The 18,593-nt window shown below is 43.2% G+C and carries 11 protein-coding genes and 1 riboswitch; of the genes, 6 read left to right on the top strand and 5 right to left on the bottom strand.

What is annotated here, in order from left to right; genetic code table 11:
- Positions 1-24: 24 nt before the first annotated feature.
- A complete protein-coding gene (locus SVI_RS16995; protein ID WP_013052865.1) occupies positions 25-1,290 on the top strand; it encodes a dicarboxylate/amino acid:cation symporter in 1,266 nt (421 codons plus the stop codon).
- Between the two features lie 331 nt (positions 1,291-1,621).
- Here SVI_RS16995 and SVI_RS16990 read toward each other — a convergent pair whose 3' ends face one another.
- Positions 1,622-2,611: a class 1 fructose-bisphosphatase gene (locus tag SVI_RS16990; RefSeq protein ID WP_041420059.1), complete on the bottom strand. Its 990-nt coding sequence runs from the start codon at positions 2,609-2,611 to the stop codon at positions 1,622-1,624.
- A gap of 252 nt (positions 2,612-2,863) precedes the next feature.
- On the opposite strand from SVI_RS16990, the gene SVI_RS16985 reads away from it, so the two are divergent.
- On the top strand, positions 2,864-5,143 hold the full coding sequence (locus SVI_RS16985) for a S9 family peptidase (protein ID WP_041420058.1): 2,280 nt from the start codon (positions 2,864-2,866) through the stop codon (positions 5,141-5,143).
- Between the two features lie 402 nt (positions 5,144-5,545).
- Here SVI_RS16985 and arcA read toward each other — a convergent pair whose 3' ends face one another.
- Entirely contained in the window at positions 5,546-6,265 is a 720-nt protein-coding gene (gene arcA / locus SVI_RS16980) for a two-component system response regulator ArcA (protein WP_013052861.1), read from the bottom strand.
- A 579-nt stretch (positions 6,266-6,844) separates the two neighbouring features.
- On the opposite strand from arcA, the gene SVI_RS16975 reads away from it, so the two are divergent.
- The 3 genes from SVI_RS16975 to SVI_RS16965 all read left to right on the top strand — a co-directional run bounded on the left by SVI_RS16975 (position 6,845) and on the right by SVI_RS16965 (position 10,243).
- Positions 6,845-7,294: a DUF3293 domain-containing protein gene (locus tag SVI_RS16975; protein ID WP_013052860.1), complete on the top strand. Its 450-nt coding sequence runs from the start codon at positions 6,845-6,847 to the stop codon at positions 7,292-7,294.
- A 112-nt stretch (positions 7,295-7,406) separates the two neighbouring features.
- Positions 7,407-7,582, top strand: a riboswitch (Lysine riboswitch).
- A 147-nt stretch (positions 7,583-7,729) separates the two neighbouring features.
- Complete coding sequence (gene lysC / locus SVI_RS16970) at positions 7,730-9,079, top strand: lysine-sensitive aspartokinase 3 (protein ID WP_041420057.1); 1,350 nt, start codon at positions 7,730-7,732, stop codon at positions 9,077-9,079.
- 57 nt (positions 9,080-9,136) lie between these two features.
- Positions 9,137-10,243: a succinylglutamate desuccinylase/aspartoacylase family protein gene (locus SVI_RS16965; protein ID WP_013052858.1), complete on the top strand. Its 1,107-nt coding sequence runs from the start codon at positions 9,137-9,139 to the stop codon at positions 10,241-10,243.
- 114 nt (positions 10,244-10,357) lie between these two features.
- On the opposite strand, the gene SVI_RS16960 is transcribed toward SVI_RS16965, so the two are convergent.
- The 3 genes from SVI_RS16960 to rluA form a co-directional block, all read right to left on the bottom strand.
- On the bottom strand, positions 10,358-14,212 hold the full coding sequence (locus SVI_RS16960) for a S8 family serine peptidase (protein ID WP_013052857.1): 3,855 nt from the start codon (positions 14,210-14,212) through the stop codon (positions 10,358-10,360).
- A 204-nt stretch (positions 14,213-14,416) separates the two neighbouring features.
- Positions 14,417-14,878, bottom strand: a complete 462-nt coding sequence (gene asnC, locus SVI_RS16955) for a transcriptional regulator AsnC (RefSeq protein WP_013052856.1) — start codon at positions 14,876-14,878, stop codon at positions 14,417-14,419.
- 227 nt (positions 14,879-15,105) lie between these two features.
- Positions 15,106-15,783 (bottom strand): bifunctional tRNA pseudouridine(32) synthase/23S rRNA pseudouridine(746) synthase RluA, encoded by a 678-nt coding sequence (gene rluA / locus SVI_RS16950; RefSeq protein WP_013052855.1) that lies wholly within the window; start codon positions 15,781-15,783, stop codon positions 15,106-15,108.
- 210 nt (positions 15,784-15,993) lie between these two features.
- Here rluA and SVI_RS16945 point away from each other — a divergent pair, with 210 nt between their 5' ends.
- Positions 15,994-18,195, top strand: coding sequence for a winged helix-turn-helix domain-containing protein (locus SVI_RS16945; RefSeq protein ID WP_013052854.1), 2,202 nt, complete (start codon positions 15,994-15,996; stop codon positions 18,193-18,195).
- Positions 18,196-18,593 lie beyond the last annotated feature (398 nt).

Below are 18,593 nucleotides of genomic sequence, written 5' to 3'. Positions count from 1 at the left end.
ATATGCTAAATCGAAGGCAGGTATATGACTAAATCACTTTCATCACGGATCTTTATCGGTCTGTTTACCGGATTAGTTTTCGGTTCCATCATTCAATATTTACTCGGGGATATTAGTTTCTTCTCCGGCACTGTGGTCGAGATATCTTCTGGCGTGGGCACCATGTTCGTCAATATGATCATGATGCTCGTCGTCCCTTTGGTGTTCGTCAGCATAGTATGCGGTGTGCTAGAACTTAAGGACCTGAAAAGTTTCGGCCGTCTGGGCGGTAAAACATTCGCTTTCTATATTATCAATACCTTGGTTGCTATTTTTGCCGCTTTAGCCGTAGCACTCTTGATCCAACCCGGTCTAGGTGTCGACATGTCCGGTGGCACAGGTGCAACAATAACCGCCACTGAATTGCCAAACTTAGTCCAATTGGTGGTCAATATTGTCCCTAATAACCCGGTTGCCGCATTTAGTTCGGGCAACATGTTGCAAGTGATCTTTATTGCCTTGCTGGTGGGGGGGGTGCTGAAATCTTTAGGTAATGGAGTTCCCTTGCTGGTTCAGGGATTTCAGGAAGGTAACAAGCTGATGATGAAGCTGATCACTGTGGTGATGCAGCTAGCTCCAATTGGTGTTTTTGCCTTAATGCTTAAACTCGGTGCAAGCTTAGAGGCAGAAATTTTTCTCAGTGTTGCCGAGTATTTGGTCGTCATCTTAGGCTTATTATTGCTATGGATTTTTGTGGTTTATCCTATGGCCGTTGGTGCATTCACCTCGGTTTCGGCGAAAGAATTCCGTGCTAAGACCCAAGAGCAGATCTTGTTCTCACTGTCTACGGCGAGTTCAAATGCAACCATTCCTGTGACTATGCGCACATTGACTGAGAAGTTAGGTGTTAAACGATCCATCGCTGGTTTTGGTGTGCCCCTAGGCGCCACCATGAACATGGGCGGCGTGTCTATCTATATCACCATAGCGATCTTCTTCGTGGCTAACGCATTCGGTGCGCCAATTGCTATGGAGCAACTGCCTGCACTCTTATTCAGTATCTTTCTTCTTTCTGTGGGTGCTGGCGGCGTTCCAGGTGGCGGTATGGTGATGATAGGTGTGCTAATCCACCAGATGGGCTTGCCAGTTGAAGCCTTTGCCATTGTCGCCGCGTTAGACCGCTTAATCGATATGGTGCTAACATCGTGTAACGTTGTGGGTGATGCGGCTGTATTGACCATAGTCGATGCGACCGAGAAGGGCGATGAAACAGTCGAGCAAGCCTCGGAAGCTATAACGAAACAGAGCTAGTCTTAGGCCTCTGTCACGGTCTAAAAACAGATGATTTTATTAAAGCCAGTAGCTAACTTCTACTGGCTTTTTTATTAGCCTAAATTTGTCCAAGAGCGGCAGGAAATGAGTCTGCCCGTGAACACACGAGTCATAAGATACGTGATACCCGTGAGTATACTGGCTAAGCCAATAGCCTTACCTATAGGTAGAGGTATTAGATTTAGCTAAATCTAATCTCGTAAACAAGATGATAAAAATAGCCCATAAAAAAAGCCGCTTATAGCGACTTTTTTTATATTATTTCGATGCTCGATGCTCGATGCTCGATGCTCGATGCTCGATGCTAGGTCTAAACCTCAGGCTCTTCGCTGTAATCGATATCATGATACTCAAGACAAGTATCAACTTCGTTGGCCGAACCTAAGATAACGGCTACGCGTTGATGAATTTCACTTGGCTCGATATCCATGATGGTTTCATAACCAGTAGAAGCCTTGCCGCCAGCTTGTTCGACTAAGAATGCCATAGGGTTAGCTTCATACATCAATCTAAGCTTGTATGGCTTCTCTGGGTTCTTGTTGTCGGTAGGGTAAGTGAAGATGCCACCGCGTGACAGTACGCGATGCACGTCGCCGACCATGGCTGCTATCCAGCGCATGTTGAAGGCTTTCTCTCTCGGCCCTATGGTGCCAAGTAAAAGATCGGCAATATAGGTTTGCATAGGTGCTTCCCAGAAACGCTGGTTAGACATGTTGATGGCAAACTCAGCCGTGTCTTTACTGATAGACATAGCTTCTGTAGTTAACAGGTATTCGTTAGTTTCTGGGTTTAAGGTAAATAACTGAACACCTTGACCTGTGGTGAGAGCCAACATAGTCGAAGGACCATATAAGACATAACCGGCAGCGACTTGCTTGCGGCCCGCTTGCAGGAAGCTTTGCTCTGTTAGTTCACCTTCTGGGGCGGGTAGAATCGAGAAGATAGTACCCACTAGCGAGTTAATGTCGATATTAGATGAGCCATCCAATGGATCGAAACAAACCAGATAGTCACCCTTAGCACCAACTTCAACGATAAAGTCTTCCTCTTCTGATGCCAGGCCACGGACTGTATTGTCCTTATCCAGCGCATCTTTGAGCATATCGTTGGTAATAACATCCAGCTTCTTCTGGGTTTCACCCTGAACATTTTCCTGCTCTGTGGTGCCGAGTACACCGGCAAGAGCGCCGTGACGAACGGCATGGCTTATCTCTTTAGAGGTGTTCGCTAAGGTGTGAATAAGCTGAGTCAGAGAGGCATTGATGCCTTGTGATGTCAGATTTTGGGCCAAGGTCTGCATGTTATTTCCTATACAAGTTCGAGCTGAGCTCGAGTTTGAGGTCGGGTCAAAAGTGAGTTTTCTTATTGGCGCGATCATACCTGAGATTGAACTTTTTTTCAGCGTCCTATGGTGGCAAATTATAACTTCGGCGGCGTGTTTTAGTTTTTGCTGACTTTAGTGCACAATGTCAGCGATATTTATGTCGTTTGTTAATGATATCAATCTCATTAGCCGACATGCAGTAATTACCTTCAGATCCAGGACATAATAATGACAATAAAATGGATGACATCAGCTCTATTGGCGGTTCCTATGATTTTATCAAATACAGGCTGTTCGACTGCAGCAAATACCCTTACTAGTACAGACTTGAATACAGCCAAAGCCGCTGTAACAGGCGGTACCATGCCACTGAGTATTGAAAGGCTCTACGCTTCACCTGCATTGGCAGGCACCAGTCCCAGGGGACTTAAGCTTTCTCCAGACGGTAAAAGAGTGACCTATCTCGCCGGGCGTAAAGACGATCAGTATTTCTATGATTTATGGCAGATGGATGTGGCCAGCGGTAAACAATCCATTCTGCTGAATGCGGATAAACTCACCATAGGCGAGCTTTCTGATGAAGAGAAAGCCAGACGTGAGCGTCAACGCATTTATGGTAAGGGGATCATGGAATACTTCTGGTCTGACGATAGCCAGGCCTTACTCATTCCTGCTTCTGGTGTGCTGTATTATTTCTCCCTTGATGATGGCAGCGTCAACTTGTTACCTACGGGAGAAGGCTTTGTCACCGACGCTCGTTTATCTCCAAAGGGGAATTATGTCTCTTTTGTACGAGAGCAAAATCTATTCGTATTAGATCTTAAAACCAGCAAGCTAACTGCCATGACTACAGATGGCGGCGGGGCGATAAAAAATGCCATGGCCGAGTTTGTTGCTCAGGAAGAGATGGGCCGCATGACTGGCTATTGGTGGTCTCCCGATGAGACGGCCATCGCCTATACTCGTATCGATGAGTCTGGCGTTGAGTTGGTGACCCGCAATGAGATCTATGCCGATGGCATCAAGTTAACCGAGCAAAGATACCCCTATGCAGGCAAGAATAATGTCACGATTAAATTAGCCGTGGTGACTCTCGCCGACCAGAAAAAAAGCTGGATTGACCTTGGTAAAGAACAAGACATTTATCTACCGAGAGTTAGCTGGTTACCCGACAGCAAGCGCTTGTCTTATCAATGGCAGAGCCGAGATCAGCAAAGCTTAGATCTCAGAGTGGTATCCCTTGCCCAAATAGATAAGTCGATAACCTTGGTAGAAGAGCGCAGCGATGCCTGGGTGAATCTCAATAATGATCTGCATTTCTTAAAGCAGCAAGAGAGCTTCATTTGGGCCTCGGAGCGTGATGGCTTCAACCACCTGTACTTGATTGGACTGGATGGCAAGGTGAAGAAACAGCTGACATCGGGAGACTGGACCGTGGATGAAGTCGAGCTGGTGGATGAGAAAACCGGTTGGATCTACTTTAGCGGCCGCAAGACTCTAGTGACGGAGAAACATCTTTACCGCGTGCCTTTAAACGGTGGCGAAGTCGAGAGTATTAGTCAGCGGAGCGGGATGCATTCTCCTGTATTTGCCGAGAATGAAGCCGTCTATCTGGACTACTTTAGCAGCTTGTCCCAACCGCCTCAGATTAGCCTACATGGTGATAAGGGCCAACGATTAGCTTGGGTCGAGCAGAACGAGGTGGATAAGACTCACCCTCTATATCCTTTCTTCGGATTGTGGCAGTTACCTGAGTTTGGTCAGGTCAAAGCGGAAGATGGCCAAGCGCTGCAGTATCGTTTGTTTAAACCGACAAATTTTAGCGCCGACAAGAAATATCCTGTGGTCGTTCGAGTCTACGGTGGCCCCCACGCTCAGTTGGTGGTTAACAGTTGGAGCGATCAAGATTACTTTACTCAGTATTTACTCCAGCAAGGTTATATCGTGTTCCAGCTCGATAACCGGGGCTCGGCTCACCGTGGCACTCAATTTGAGCATGTGATCTATCAGCACTTAGGTGAAGCGGAAGTTAATGACCAGAAAGCTGGTGTCGATTACCTGCGTACACTTGCCTATGTTGATAGCGCTAACATAGCCTTGTATGGCCATAGCTACGGCGGTTATATGGCTCTGATGGGCATATTTAAGGCGCCAGATTACTTTAAGGCTGCCATCTCTGGCGCCCCTGTGACAGATTGGGCCCTATATGACACCCATTACACCGAACGTTATCTGGGTCATCCACAACAGAACGCCGAAGGCTATGAGGCCAGCAGCGTACTGCCATATGTGAAAGGCTATCAATCTGGCTTGCTGATGTATCACGGTATGGCCGATGACAATGTGTTGTTTGAGAACAGTACTAAGGTGTATAAGGCGTTGCAGGATGAAGGTAAGCTATTTCAGATGATAGATTATCCAGGTTCTAAGCATTCGATGCGCGGCGAAAAAGTCAGAACGCATTTGTATCGCTCATTGGCCGATTTTCTTGAGAGAGAATTGAAATAAACCACGAGTCTGCGAGTGGTAAGCGATAAGTTTTAAGCGATAAGCGATAAGCGATAAGTGGTGAGTTTTAAGTGATAAGTTGTAAGTAAGAGCAGAGGCTTGAAGGATTCCAGCGCTGGGTCTTTAGTCTTGAGGGCTTACAGCTTAAAACTCGAAGCTTTCTTAGCCCTGTCTTGGGGCTTACAGCTTAAAACTCGAAGCTTTCTTAGCCCTGTGTTGGGTCTTACAGCTTAAAACTCGAAGCTTTCTTAGCTTCTAAAAACTTTCTTCGCCTTTAGAAGCTTCCCAGCCTTATTCCAGACACAAACCCCCTCTTTGGCCATCCGTGGCCACCGGGGATAACTACATCCATGTACAAAAAAACCAGCCTAGGCTGGTTTTTTTATTTGAATCGGCTTAGATTTAAGCTTCTTCTAAGCTACCGCAGAAACGATAACCTTCACCGTGAATCGTGGCGATGATTTCAGGCGTATCAGGCAAGCTTTCGAAGTGCTTACGGATACGACGAATCGTTACGTCAACGGTACGGTCATGTGGCTTAAGCTCGCGGCCTGTCATCTTCATTAGAAGGTCGGCACGACTAAGGATCTTACCTGGGTTCTCAACAAAGTGCAGCATAGCGCGGAATTCACTACGTGGCAGCTTGTATGGCTCACCTTGTGGGCTAACCAAAGAACGGCTGTTGATTTCAAGGCTCCAACCGTTGAAACGGTAGAACTCAACACTGCTCTTATCTTCGGCTTCAGCACCTGTGCTATTAACGCGAGTCAATAGGTTGCGAGCACGAATAGTTAGTTCACGTGGGTTGAATGGCTTAGTGATGTAGTCATCAGCACCAATTTCAAGTCCCAAAATCTTATCAACTTCGTTATCACGGCCCGTAAGGAAGATTAGACCAATATTGTTTATTTCACGAAGTTCACGTGCTAATAAAAGACCGTTTTTGCCTGGAAGATTGATATCCATAACGACCAAATTTATTTTATTTTCCTGCATGGCTTTATGCATTTCTGCGCCATCATTGGCTTCAGTTACCACATATCCTTCAGCTTCAAAAATACTTCTTAGCGTGTTACGGGTAACGGCTTCATCTTCAACAATCAGAATGTGCGGGTTTTGCATAATAATTTACCTAATTTGTTCAAATCGGTTCTAACTATGAGAGCGTGTCATTAGTGCTAAATACGCTCGAACTTGTCATGTTGACTCTGTACTGATCTACGGTAGGTGCTTTCAAATTGGCTGAAACAGCAACACACTTCCTTGATGAGTAAAGTATGCGAATCTCAATAAATGGGAACGCGAACTGTAATCACTTCGATTATTAACAGTAGAGTTAGTTCCCTCTATTAATAAATATTCATGAAGTTAAAACGAGAAATTAAGCGCCGGTCGAATTTATACAGAAACCTGCTTGGCTATAAGTTCTCTGTCAGTTCCACTTGTAACGAAATGCATCCTATAAAATAGAAGATGCTGAACCTACCGATTGAGTCTATTGTACTCGTTTTAGGCATTTGTTAACAAATGAAATGTTAACAAAATTACTCGTGGATTTGACCTTGGTCACACTTATCCTTATAACTCATTGAAAAATAAGGAAGTTGAAAAAGTGCCATTTAGTGATCTTGATCATGCCTTTATGAAGATATACTAAATTTGCTATAATAATTTCAATTAAATTGAAAGGAACTGGTCTAGATGATTGACTCGAACAAGCGACTCTTGAACAAGAAACTGTGGCAGCACTACCAAGAGACTAAGTTTCTATTTACCCAAACCTTATCTTCTCAGTTATCTTTTGCCATTATTACGGCCCACAATCCCCAGGGGCAGATCCTTACCTCTTGCCAAAACCGCCTGTTAGATCGACAACTTTTACTGGCTATAGAGCAATTTAACAGACCCTATCGTGCAGTTGTGGGGGCATCTAAAGATGGCACCCATATGGAAAAAAGTTGGGCGGTCGCCATAGATAAGCTGAGCGCAGCACATCTGGGATTGAAATTTAAGCAGAACGCCATCTACTTCGTTGATAATAACCAGTTAGCCTTAGTTCCTTGCTTGTTCTCTAAAGCCGAGTATCGAAAAGAGATCATTATCGGTAACTTCTCTGAGCGGGTTAACTTGGTGAGTGAGTTACCAGATTAAGGTTATTAGCTTAAATCTTCTGTATTAGTTGAGATTCTCCATTGCTTGGTTAGCCAAAATTTGATAGCTTTGCCCTTCCTTGTTCTTTTTTTATTCATGCTGACTGAGAGCAAGGTACAGAAGAGGAGCGCTAACTAGGTAGTAAGTCTGAAGAGTCCAAGCTCTGATGATGACTTATGAGGGAGATTTGCGCCGAGATATTTGAGTATTTGGAATTACTCTATGTCGGTCTAATGGGCTGAATCCCTTAGGTTGTCACCTGTTTATTGGTGGAGAGCTTCTGGTGGTGATCTCTGTTTCCCGTCTCTGGGGTGCGTAATCTTTGCACCAGGCTCTTCGAACTAAATCAGTTCGGAGTCTAATCATGTTTGTTTTATATTCTTATTTATTTTCAAATGAATCTTATCTGTGTCTGCATTTCGTGGAGGCAGTGTAATGTCCCTTATTGTCGCTAAGTTTGGCGGAACCTCACTTGCGGATTATGCCGCCATGAGTCGTTGTGCCGATATCATTCTCGCTAACCCTGATACCCGTGTTGTGGTGGTGAGTGCTTCCAGTGGTGTCACCAATCTGTTAGTCGAACTGACCCACAAAAATATAGCTGAAGAGCGAAGAATACAGCTCATTAAGCAGATAGCTCACATTCAATTTAAAATCTTAGATTCCTTGGGTAACCCACAAGAGGTTGCCGCTAGACTGGATTCTGTATTGAGCCGTATCTCTGTACTGAGTGAAGAGCTGGGTCAAAATAGAAATAAGCCAAGTATGGATGAGCTGCTTGCTCAAGGTGAACAATGTTCATCGGCCTTGTTTGCCGCTGTCTTGAGAGAGAAAGGGGAGGCTGCCAGTGCATTCGATGTGCGTCAGGTGATGCGAACTGATAGTCACTTTGGTCGCGCCGAACCACAAATTGAGACTATTTCTCAGTTAACTGCAGAATTTCTAGTTCCACTCCTATCTTCCCAGCGCATCGTGACTCAGGGATTTATAGGTGCAGATGATACAGGAGCAACCACGACTCTGGGCCGTGGAGGCAGCGATTATTCAGCGGCCTTATTGGCCGAGGCTTTAAAGGCGACTGCAGTTGAGATCTGGACCGATGTGGCCGGCATCTATACTACAGACCCTCGCATTGCGCCTAAAGCTAGCCCTATCGCTGAGATTAGCTTCAATGAAGCCGCCGAGATGGCGACATTTGGTGCAAAGGTGTTGCATCCTGCCACTATTCTTCCTGCCGTTAGACAAAAAATTCAAGTCTTTGTCGGTTCTAGCCGTGAGCCTGAGCTAGGTGGCACCTGGATCCGCCACCAAGTTGAAGATACTCCAGTTTATCGGGCGGTGACTGTGCGCCGGGATCAAACTTTGCTCAATCTGCACAGTCTGCAGATGCTCCACGCTCAAGGTTTTCTGGCCGAGACCTTTGCGACTTTAGCCAGACACAAGATCAGTGTCGACTTGATCACGACTTCCGAGGTGAATGTGTCACTGACCTTAGATAAGACGGGATCTGACTCTGGCGGAAATGGCTTACTCAGTGAGTCTCTGTTGCAGGAGTTATCACAGCACTGCCATGTACGAGTCGAAGAAGGTCTGGCACTGGTGGCGATAGTCGGCAATAAGATTGCATCGACTCCAGGTGTGTGTCGCCGAGTTTTTGAAGTGCTTGAACCCCATAATGTGCGCATGATTTGTCAGGGAGCTAGCCCCCATAACCTGTGCGTTTTAGTCGCCGAATCAGAAGCTGCCTTGGTGGTTAGGGCGCTGCATCAGAATTTATTTGAGTAATCAAAAACCTAGCTTGTCGGTTTTAGCATCGAGAGGCTAGGAAGTGAAGGATACAATATGAGTTTTACCCAATCATCATTGAAGATAGGTGAGTTAGCCACAGGCCAAGATCTCACCATCCCCATATTTAGCCATGAGTGCGAAAGCGCTACGGCTCCCAGCGTCTATATCCAAGCGAATGTACATGGCGCCGAGGTGCAGGGCAATGCGGTCATCTATCAGTTGATGAAATTACTGGAGCAATACACCCTATGTGGCGATATCACCCTGGTGCCTCTGGCTAATCCTCTGGGGATTAATCAAAAAAGCGGTGAGTTCACCTTAGGTCGCTTCGACCCTATTACTGGTGTGAATTGGAATAGGGAATATCTAGAGCATAATGTCGATGTGGCGGCTTGGTATAAGGCGAATGACTCTCTGAGTGATGCTGACTTGATTACTCAATACAAGGCCGTGTTGGTTGAAGCTTGCTATACACGTTTAGACAGTGAGTGGGGCATAACAACCGGGCACCAGCAGGCGATTAACTTGCAAGTAATGGCGCATCAAGCTGATATTGTGCTAGATCTCCACACTGGGCCTAAGTCTTGTAAGCATCTTTATTGTCCCGAGTATGATGCTCAGGCGGCATCCTTCTTCTCCATCCCTTATACCTTGTTGATTCCCAATGATTTTGGCGGAGCCATGGACGAGTCTGTTTTCTGCCCTTGGTGGAAACTCGCCGAGCATATGAAATCAGTGGGAAGGGATTTGCAGGTACCAGTCTCTGCCTTTACCTTAGAGCTAGGATCTCAAGAGAAGATTAATCTCGAAGATGCTCTAATCGATGCTAAAGGTATTTTGGCTTATCTGAGCGAGCGCGGTGTTATCGAGCAGAAGCTTGTTCCGGCCACGATGAAAAGATACGCCTGTTATTTGAAAGACTATAAGAAGTACCATTCGCCTCTAGGTGGCATGGTCGAGTATCTGGCTGAGGTTGGCCAACCATTGGCAGCCACAGAGCCATTAGCAAATATTCTGCGACTCGATCTTTATGGGACAGATAGGGCCTTAACTCCACTCAATCTTAATCAAGCTTGTGTACCTATCCTGCACTTCGCCTCGGCATCTGTTTATCAAGGCACTGAGCTTTATAAGGTGATGACCAAGGTGTTTGAGATATAGATATTTTAGAGATAGTGGATTGAGAGACTAGCGACTTTTAGAAGTGGAATAACGGATGAAAAGAAGGGAGCCTATTTGGCTCCCTTATTATTTACAGCTTATTAAACTAAGGTATTAACGCTTACGACGACGTAGGCCTGCAAATGGAAGCAGCAGCATAGTTAACCAACCTAATGAACCACCAGAGTTATCAGGTGCATTCGATACAGTTAAAGTTACTTCACCAGCTTTACTATCAATAACGCCATCACTTGCAACGACTTCGAAGGTGTAAGTGCCAGATGTTGCAGCGGTCACTTTAATGTTCTCGTCTGTGCTATTGAAAGAGACTGTGTCACCTGAAGTTTGTGTCCAAGTAAATGTGAGATCGTCCCCATCAACATCTTTAGCGTTTGATGCTATCGTTATTGGAGTATTAACAATAGAGCTTGCTGCTGATGGTGATACTGTCGGTGCATCATTGATGTTGTTTACCGTGACAGTGACTTTTGCTGGTGTGGAAGTATTTCCGGCAGCATCTTCCGATGAGTAAGTGAAACTATCTTCACCGAAGAAGTCTTTATTCGGTGTGTAGACTGCTGCACCATCTTCTGCAAGTGTAACTTTACCATTCTCAGGTTCAGTCACTAGCATGACTTTCCCTAAAGCCCCATCGGCAGATACATGAATAAGACGTTGAGCATTTGCCGTTATACCGTCACCTGTGATAGATACTCTGGCCACTTTTTTCTCTGGCACAGTGTCGTTATCCAGAACATTAAGTTCGACATCTTTTTCTTCGTCTGTTTTAACTGTGTCCATCTGGCCATAGTTAAAGCTTGTCGCTTTTACCATGTAGTCGACTTTGACACTACCTGGTGCGGTTGATTGAAGCATAACTGCATCACCGCTAGTGACAGATTCTCCTTGGCTGTTGTGGTGGAATGTTGTACCTACTGAACCACCAATATTCTCGGCTCCAATAGTGACAGCCGCAGGCATATTCGGTATATCTAAATAGTTAAATATAACTTGTTCTTCTTCACCTGCTTTAATCCAGATACTGAAGCTGTATTTTGTATTGGTGTCATCAGCGTACAATTGTGCATCTTTCCACTCTAATGCTAACCAAACTGTATCATTTGCCCCGTTAAATACTCCCATAGCCATTTGTCCACCACCAGTATCGGTACCGGATGTATCGGCGAGATCAAAATCAGACCAGAAGGGGGCTAAGATATTATTTGGATTAGCACTGTCTGGTAGCTCTTTATTAGCATAAGTTCCAGATGTTGAACCGCCTCCAACAATGGCTATACCATTATCACCCATGGTGATGCTGTCATAGCTAACGCCATTATATTTAAAGCTAGGCAGTGAAGAGAAGGTGATTGCTGTTTCATCACAACCTGCTTCACAAATTTCAGGGGTTACGCCTAAGTCAGCGATAAGACTTGGAAATCCACCAACATCTTTTGTTGAAGACATCTGAGGAAGATCTAGAGTACCAACCCAAGTGATGCGACCAAGATCCAAATTAACATCGAAACCATTTTGTTGAGCACCAGTTAAATTAGGCGTTATGTCGGTCGATGTGATCTTTGTTCCTTGCGGAGCATAGGCTGTGATGGTCACAGTTTTTTCAAAAATAGAGTTATTAACGATAGCTTTTATAGGAAATTCATCACTAGCCTTAATATCTGCTTTGGTTGTAATCGCTGAAATCAATGAAGAGTCACTAGACTCTCTGGCCATGATTGCCACAGGTAAGTGAGCATCTTGCTTACCTTGATCACTTTTTATCATTACATTACCGAAGATCCAAGAACCATACTCGGTGAAAGTAGAATCAACCGTAACAGTGAACTCAGCAGAAGCTCCGGCTTCTAGTTCAAGAGTCGATGGAGAAACACTAATTCCTGCACTATCGGCCGATGCTGAAAGTGTCCAAGATGTTGCTTCATCGCTCTTGTTATATACAGTTCGAGTGAAGGTACATGGGCCCACACATGAGTCTGAGGCTACTGATGGCTTATCAAATGTCAAAACAGCCTTAGCTGCTGCATCGAGATCCATACGACCTGCGCCCATAACAAATGGCGATGCCTGGGTTTCAGCATCATCATCAAGTATGTCGCTCATATGCGCGGTAGATGTCAGAGCTGTTTTAATATCATTAGCACTCCACTCTGGATGCAGTTGTTTCATAAGAGCTGCTGCTCCAGCAACATGGGGGCTAGCCATACTTGTTCCTGTCATAGTGGCAAAGTCAGTGCCATCTTCGTCAGGTGATGTAGCCGAGAGAATATCTGTACCAGGAGCTGCGAGATCTGGTTTTAGGATATTTTGATTACCATTAGGGCCACGTGAGCTAGACGCATTAATCAAGTCAGCAAGTGCATTGCTCGTTATACGCTTAACTTTTGCACCTATGGTTCCAGTAGTATTATCACCAAGGCCTTCCAGTACTGCGGCACCATCAGCGTTGGAGATCATCACACCAGGTAAAGTCGCATCAGGCATATACATGCTGATAGGCGCACCAGGTTTGTTGTTATAAACCACTATAGCTTTTGCACCAGCAGCTTCTGCGTTAGCGGCTTTAACCGAAAACGCACATGCACCACGAGAAATGAGTGCAATACTATCTTTAAAAGAATCTGCTGGGAATGCAGAACAAGCTTCGGTATTTTCAGCATCGATATTAACCGCTGCGATAACGGGTAAAGTAATATCCTCAGTTTGTATTTCATTATTAGCTTCAATAGCAAGCAGCTCATTGCCACCGGCTGTAAAACCATTGGCGAAGAATCGGCCTGTAGTACTGTTCGCGACAGTGATGCCAGATTCTATACAGCCTGGACAACCTATGGTTTGTGCGCCATTGCCATCGTTACCAGCTGCAGTGACGACTACAACGCCAGCGGCTTCAGCAGCTTCAAACATGGTTTTGTATGGGCTGTTAGCTGGGTCGCCGCCTGCACCACCACCCCAAGAGTTATTGATGACGTCTGCGCCATCATTAACCGCATGCTCTAAGGCCTCCATCAGCATTATGTTTGAACCGCTGCCACCAGAACAATCGTCTTTGGTGAACAGTGCCTTATAGACCATTAGATAGGCTGCAGGTGCGACACCTGATAATTCAACTTCGATGTCTTTAAATGTAGTGGTGATCTTATTACCGACAGAGGTTCCAGCGACGTGAGAACCATGGCCCCCATAACCTAGAGGGCTCAAATGTTCATCGGCACAAACTTTGAAAGTGGGTTGTGACCAACGTGCAACAATTAGCTTATCATTACAAAAAGTGGTATCGACACTTGAACAGTAATCATTGGTTGGCATATTAGCGGTAGGCTTAGTAAAGCCTTCACCGGAAAACATCGGATTTTCAGGACGAATACCTGTATCAATAATAGCTACTCGAACATCTTTACCCGCATTCTCTATTCCTGAAACCGCTTCCCACATGGCGACACTATTGATGACCTCGTGGGATGCATCCATGTTGATTTCATACATGGTCTCAGGATAAACAGATTTAACACCTGGCATCGCTGTTAATTGCTCAAGGGTTAGGCCTTGACCAACTAGAGTTACCCCGTTAAATAGTGTCTTGAAATTACGCTCAACTTTAGCATTAGGGGCAATTTTTGACAGAGAGGATTTAAAGGCTTGTTGCTGACTCTGTAGATGATTGGCGTAACTTATAGCTGGTGCCGATTGAGTATCAACACGTTGACCTTTTTTTGATGCTGTTGCAGTAAGATTTTTGACACCGCCTTGGTATTTAGCGATTGCCGGTGATTCTAGTTCAACAATAAATCGTTGTGGCGATGAAATAGCTGAATGAGAAAATTGGGATTTTTTATAATGATCAACAGAGGTGATTTCTGGAGAAAATTGATTAGCAGTAAATTCACTACTTGCCATGGCGGCACTTGAGATCAGTGCTGCCGTAATTGCTATCGATAGTTTTGTTTTCACGACTTCTTCCTGTCAATTTAAGGCACAATGCTTGCGTACTGTGCAAATTTTATAATTATACTTTTATTGTTTTGTTGCCTACTTGTTGAGGCTATGTATCTTTTAACACAAAAGTACTACATTATTAATCCTGACAGGGAAAAAAGTCGTAATTTTCATTTTATTTGGACGTAAACTAGTCGAAATAACTTATTTATATTAGTTCTATGGTTTAACCGCCCTAGTTATGGGGTTTTGTAAGCTGATTAATGTTTCGGTAGATTGGATTTCATCGATAGATTGAATACGATTTATGAGTACATGTTGCAAACCGTCGATAGATTGGCACATAACCTTTACAAATACACTGTAGTTGCCTGTGGTGTAATAGGCTTCAACCACTTCTTCTAGTTCATTGAGCTTAGATATTGCAGCTGGGTAATCGCCGGCACTCTTTAGATTAATTCCAATAAAGCAGCAAACATCATAGCCCAGGGCCTTGGGATTTACAGTTATCTGAGCACCTGTGATGATCCCTGCTTGCTTCATTTTTTCGACGCGAACGTGAATGGTACCTGCGCTGACGTTGAAACGTTTAGCGAGTTCTGCAAATGGCGTTCTGGCCTCTTTCATCAATGCAGATAATATTTGGTTATCTAGGGCATCTCTTTGGAATGATGTTTCCATAGTGAAATTCTTAAAGTCATAAGTAATGATAAGTAACTTACCCTTAATTATGATGAAATTCTATAAATAAGCAGAAATGGATATCAGATCAGTAAGGTGATTTTCTGGTGTGATTACCAAGCATGCATGGTAATTAAGTTAAATAAGCCATTTACCACTGAAATGCGTAGGATAAAAGTCATAGCTAGGGGGGAACCCCCTATAAAAGTGCTTCAAATATCTAACGGCTATTGATCGTTTTCAGCAGACATGAAAGGAACTTCGGAGCTAAAAGTGAGTTCTTTACCTGAATATGGTTGCTTGATAGTGAGCTTATGGGCGTGGAGTAATAAGCGGCTGGCTAAACGTTTAGCTAGAGGGTCTGCATAGAAATTATCACCGAGTATAGGATGACCTATGGCCATCATATGGACTCTTAGTTGATGAGACCGGCCCGTAATTGGGGTGAGTTTAACTAATGTAGAGCGTTTAGCTTTACTAATCACTTCGAAATGAGTCAAGGAGGATTTACCTACTTCATGGTCTACTTTCTGCTTAGGTCGATTGGGCCAGTCACAGATTAAGGGCAGATCTACACTACCTGTATGTTCTTTTATATACCCGGCAACTCGCGCGTAATATGTCTTCTTGGTTTCTCTATCTCTGAACTGCCTTTTTAACTCTTTTTCAGCATTTCTCCTAAGCGCGACAACGATGACACCCGATGTAGCCATATCCAATCTGTGAACTATTTGGGCATTTGGATGCTCAGCTAAGACACGACTATAAACACTATCTCTATGTTCAGGCGCTCTGCCAGGTACAGAAAGTAGTCCAGAAGGTTTATTTATCACCAAAATATCTTTATCTTGATAGATAATTTCAAGCCAAGGATCGGTTGGTGGAGAGTAGATAAAGTCTGACATTGGAAGCGCCTAGGTGAGAAAACCTGGCAAAGATAACTGTTAGCGGATGGGCTATACAAGGGAAAAGTTTAGATTGAAAGAATTTCTTTCAATTCTCCTTATGCAAGCATTGTTTGATTTATGTTGATTTCGCTTATTTATGTTACGCTAGTTAATCGAATGCTAATATAAGTATGTTGTTAAAATAATTGATTAATTTACTGGTACTTAATGATAACTCAACCTAAATATCGTTTAGCTGATAGGGTAATTGATCCTAGTCAATGCACGATTATAAAAGATGGCTGCTTGCTCAAAGTTGAGCTCAGAGCCATGCAGGTACTGCTGTGTTTAACTAAGCATGCTGGTGAGCCTGTTAGCAGGGATATGTTGCTTGAAGAAGTATGGTCTGGAGGAGAAGTCTCAGACAATGCAATCAATAGGATTATAGGCCTGCTACGAAATCAGCTAGGAGATAATGCCAAGTCTCCCAGTTTCATTAAGACGTTACCCAAAGTGGGTTATGTACTCATTGCCGAAATCACATTAGTTAAAGAAGTCACAAAAGAGGAAAAATTTACAGAAGAAGTGATTGCTGGCAGTCATATAGATGAGAGAGATACTAAAACGGTTAAAAGAAAACTGTTCTCCATTCTTTATGAACACTCAGGTAAGTTTGTTTTACTCTTTATTAGTTTAGTTTCATTATCCTCTTGGTCTGCATATCAATACCTATCTAGTGACATGCTTGATATTTCTCATTCACAAAATACTGAATTAAAACGCTTAACTTTTTTGGATGGACAAGAGTTTAGTCCTGTCCTGTCACCAGACGGCAAGTATTTAGCCTTTTCCCAGCGTGATTTAGGTGAGAAGAATTGGCGTATTGGAATGATGGAGATCGAGAGTCGTTTGGTTGTGTACTTAGAAGACCCCATGGACAGCCAAGGTTATCCAGCTTTTAGCCCTGATGGTTCTCGAATTGCGTACTTGTCATATAATAATGATGGTGGTTGCAAAATAAATGTTGTAGATAAACATAGTAGAACATTTGGAAAGATACAGAAGATCACTGATTGTAAAAGAAAATTGCAGTCTACTAGTATTGCTTGGAATCCTTCAGGACAAAGCTTGTTCTATATAGACGAAGATCAGCAACATGACTACCATACGGAAAAGAAAGTCTTCTCTGTTAGTTTAAATGGCAACAATAAGCAGCAGATCACTCAGCCTTATTCAATTGGCAGGGGAGACTACTCCATTAGCCTCTCTCCAGATGGCAAATATTTAGCAATGGTAAGAAATGTTCGCTGGTATCAGACTCAGGTTATTTTACTTTCATTAGAGACTGGTATCTGGCAGGACCTTTTCACGGTAGATCTTCTTTTACATACAGTAGCTTGGGCTAGAGATAGTCGCTCTTTGATTTATCGTTCAATGACAGGAAATTTGGCTAGATATGATCTAGAGAGCAGCTCACACACTCAACTGACTAATATAATGCAATCGATAGTATCTCCTATTTCAAATCAAAATGGTGAAATTGTCGCTGTGTTAGGGGAGTTTTTCAAGACTGAGATATGGCGTTTTGAAAGTAATTTTGAGAATGAATCTAAAAAAATAAAAGGAAAAGATAAAAAAAATCTCGAAAATAAGGTCAATAAAGTAACCAAATATATATTTTCTAACGGAATGAACTATACCGCTTCTACTAACTTAGATGGCTCAAAAGTAGCATTCGTTTCAAACCGGACAGGTGTTCCTGAACTTTGGTTGAAAAGTGGTGATGAAGATGGAATAGAAGTAAAGCTAACAAGCTTCGATGAGATTATTAGTATCAAGGATATTAGTTTCTCTACTAGTGGTAGATATATATTGGGTCGGTTGAATGATAGCCCATTTATTTATGACATCACTAATAAAAAAATAGAGCATATTGATTTGAAGGTTAATGACAATATATATAACGTTTCTTGGGGGCCCAGTAGTAGCTCGATTGTGGTGACTCTAGATACATTAGGTTTGTCTTCACTAGAGCTTATCGATATCAATACTGGCGAACTTATTCAATCATTAGCAGAGGGCGGAGAGTATGGGAAATATTCTAGTAATGGAATGTTTTTCTTTACTAAACGTTCAGGGGGTGGGTTGTGGACATTAATTGGCGGTGAGGAATCGCTATTTCTAGAAGATTTTACCATCACAAGCAACCTATCTTGGACAATTGTTGATAAGTATATATATAACTTAATCGCTACTGGAGGGGAGTATAAATTAGTACGTATTAACATTGGAACTGGTGAGAGAGTCTATATGGATATCTATATGGAAAACCTGAGCGGATACTCTATATCGGTTGATAAATTTGGAGCGATTTTCATGCTTGTGTCCGATCCTCAAAATGTTGATGTTATTAAACTTGATTATGATTAGTTTTCTGTAAGCTATTGATTATTATGCGGGTCACTTTTTCATCATCTTATTATTATGGTCTTACCCCTATCAAAAGAAGTAGTTTTGTTGTCAGGCAGGTTAATCCAGTAAATATTTAGTTAACTCGATTTTTGATTAAACTTTACCCTGGGTTTCATCTTGAAAATAATCTATCGGAATATTTTTATTAGTACACTTTAGCCATAACCTGAGTATCTGGTCCATACGTGGGTTATAAAAAGGGGTTAGAGAACTGGTAATATATTATATTCGGTTGTGATGATTGTTTAGGTTGGCTATATGCACTGGTATTAACCTGCCTACTATTATTGTTTTATCAAATTAAGTGGTGTTCTGTTTTTGTTGGTAGCCATTTGTTTGTTACTTTTTAAAATAAC

It is taken from the genome of Shewanella violacea DSS12, assembly GCF_000091325.1.
In the GTDB taxonomy this organism is placed as follows: domain Bacteria; phylum Pseudomonadota; class Gammaproteobacteria; order Enterobacterales; family Shewanellaceae; genus Shewanella; species Shewanella violacea.
The sequence above is the reverse complement of the archived record's forward strand: the minus strand, read 5'-3'. Positions and strand labels throughout refer to the sequence as shown.